This window comes from Daejeonella sp., from assembly GCF_049655485.1.
Lineage (GTDB): Bacteria > Bacteroidota > Bacteroidia > Sphingobacteriales > Sphingobacteriaceae > Daejeonella.
Map to the genome: position 1 here is coordinate 1 of NZ_JBASJU010000333.1, position 2544 is coordinate 2544.

Genomic DNA, 2544 nt, shown 5'->3' on the forward strand with positions numbered 1-2544 from the left:
AGAATATCATTGATTACCGTAAGTAAAGCTTCTCCGCTGCTAGTGATAATCTGTACATATTCCCTCTGTTGATTGTTAAGAGATGTTTCAGATAAAAGTGAAGAGATGCCGATAACTCCATTCATCGGAGTCCTTATCTCATGGCTCATAGTTGCTAAAAAGATGGTTTTTGCGCTGTTAGCTTTTTCAGCTTCTTCACGCGCTGAGTCAGCCTCCTTTCTTGCCTGTTGTTCTTGTTCTTTTTGTAAACACAACCGCTCATTCAAAGATCGCAAATCCTCTGACTGCGATTGCAAATACTCTGACTGCATCTGAAGTTCTTCCGACTGTGCTTGTAACTCTTCTGACTGAGATATAAGTTCGCCATTAACAATTTCAAGCCCGTTCGATTTGACCTTTAACTCCGCTGCTAAATCATCTAATTTCAAAATCACAGACTTAAAAGCCATAATGATATGCTGAATTGCAAATGATATGAAAAGTAGATTTAAAACTATAATAGTGTTAAATCCAAGTGATCCCTCCTGGAAAAAAAGAGATACTGAAGGATGTACCTCTCCTTCAAACTGAATAAATCTGTATGCAAACGGAGCAATTGCCAGAACTATGTAGAAAAGGCTAAATGACTGATTAAGATTAAAAAAAGTGTAGAAAAGGATTTGGATTAAGAGCAAAAAGTCAAGAATGAAAATATTTCTTCCGGCATGCAAAAAATCTACCCAGACCGGGATTATTTGGACCAGAATAAGTACATGGGTTATAAATTTATCTTTCTGACAGTTAAGCCCTGGTGCATAATAAGTATATACACCAGAATCATAATGAAACTTAGAAATATCACCTCGGTTTCCCCTTGAATTGAATGAACCCCAATCAGAGTTACAGAGGAAAGAATTGCCATCACAATCCCGGCTATCAGAATTCTGATTCGTGCCCGGTTAATAGGATCTTGATCAGCTCCTGAAAAGAAGTTAAGTGCTGGAAATTTATAAGTAGGTGTATTCATGATGGGAAGTAAGTATTACGTAGCTTTAAGTGTTTTGTTACGTCATAACAAAATTTAATTAGCTTTTTAATAGAACCCCTAATCATAGAAAGGAAATTAAGAGCTACATGAGCCCTTCTTCAACAAAGGAAATATATCCTCCACTGGTTAGGATGATCTGATCTAAAACATCAATATCCAAAAAACTTCCAGCAGTTCTGAGCTTTTGAGTAAGATTAATATCTGCTTGACTTGGCTTTAAATTACCTGAAGGGTGGTTGTGTGAGAGAACGATTTAGTTTGCGCAGCCCTTTAAAGCTGTTGAAAATATTAACTTAGGATCAGCGACCGTTCCAGTCATTCCTCCGCATGAAACTCCATATATTCCTAGCACTTTATTAGCTCGGTTTAATAAAAGGACTTTAAACTGTTCTAGTAAATCAATTTTATTCATATCCCAGTTTTGCAGTAATATGTTATAACCATCTTTGGAAGTACTTATATCTGGCCTTTCAGAAGCTTTAAATTTCGGTTTGTAAGTCACATTGATTTCTGATACTTGGAAAAATGAGACTGGTTTTTGAAGCTTTTCCATAATTAGAGAATTTAAAAAGTTAATGAATTAATTATGGTGCTCCTGTTGGCTCAGGGCAATTAAGGGCAAAAGGAAAAGGAATAAATGGACTGAAGGAAGGATACGAGTGTTTATGCCGGAAGCTTTTGTCCGCTACAGCAGCCCTGCAGCCTAACTTTGTGCTAATGATTAATATATAATCATAAAAGAAAAAGGGAGCCTAATTCTCGAGATTATAATATATCACTCATCCCCTGTTCCCAGCGTGAAGCTAAGAGTCGCTGAATAAGTCCGTCCATCAGATGGCCAGATACCAGGACCGGGATAAAATTGCGGTCTTTTGGTAAAATATTTCTTGTCAAAAGCATTGTTGAGGTTCAGTCTTAATTGTAATTTGGAAGAAATGCTGACCTTACCGTTAAAATCAAAAAGATGGTAGGATGGTACCAAGCCAGCGGATCCGGTAGCAGTCGGCGTGATCGTGTTAAAAGCATCAGCAAATGATTCAGCAGTATAACTATGCAGAGCACTTAGACTTAATTTATTCAGTTTAAGGGTTATACCATTTCGGCTTTGCCAGGAGGGAACACTTTCTATCTTATTGCCATTAATAGCTATGTTCTCTTTCCCGGAGCGCAGAACAGCGTTTTTATAAACACCGTTCATAAAAGCGGTAGCGGTAAATATCGACAGATTGGTTTCCCTTCCCAATGTCAATTCTATCTGAGTGAATAATTCCAGACCCTTAGTCATCGAGTCCCCAATATTTGTTTTGAAGATAATTTCCTCATTGGCTGTATTTGTTTGAGCCAGTGTGCCTAAACGGTTCTGATATTTTAACTGGAAATAACTTATGTCCCAGCTTAGAAATTTCCAGTCACCTCTTACACCGCCTTCCATATTGTAGCCGTATGCATCCTTCAAGTTTTTGTCAGCTACCTCAAAGAGGGAGTTAGGAATAATGTCTTTGAATATTACAGGCCGG

At 37.7% G+C, this 2544-nt stretch carries 3 protein-coding genes and 1 pseudogene; all 4 read right to left on the bottom strand.

Going from position 1 to position 2544, the window contains the following annotated elements; all coding sequences use genetic code 11:
- A partial coding sequence (locus WBJ10_RS13630; protein WP_424291209.1) for a histidine kinase dimerization/phospho-acceptor domain-containing protein occupies positions 1 to 449 on the bottom strand: 449 nt, incomplete at its 3' end.
- A gap of 308 nt (positions 450 to 757) precedes the next feature.
- Positions 758 to 1006 (bottom strand): hypothetical protein, encoded by a 249-nt coding sequence (locus WBJ10_RS13635; protein WP_424291211.1) that lies wholly within the window; start codon positions 1004 to 1006, stop codon positions 758 to 760.
- 103 nt (positions 1007 to 1109) lie between these two features.
- Positions 1110 to 1580: pseudogene (locus WBJ10_RS13640) on the bottom strand (JAB domain-containing protein).
- A gap of 222 nt (positions 1581 to 1802) precedes the next feature.
- On the bottom strand, positions 1803 to 2544 hold a 742-nt coding region (locus WBJ10_RS13645; RefSeq protein ID WP_424291213.1), incomplete at its 5' end, for a TonB-dependent receptor domain-containing protein.

What these genes read in the sequence shown, in the direction of transcription:
- WBJ10_RS13635 (WP_424291211.1), bottom strand. Translation starts at nt 1,006, where the DNA reads ATGAATACACCTACTTATAAATTTCCAGCACTTAACTTCTTTTCAGGA.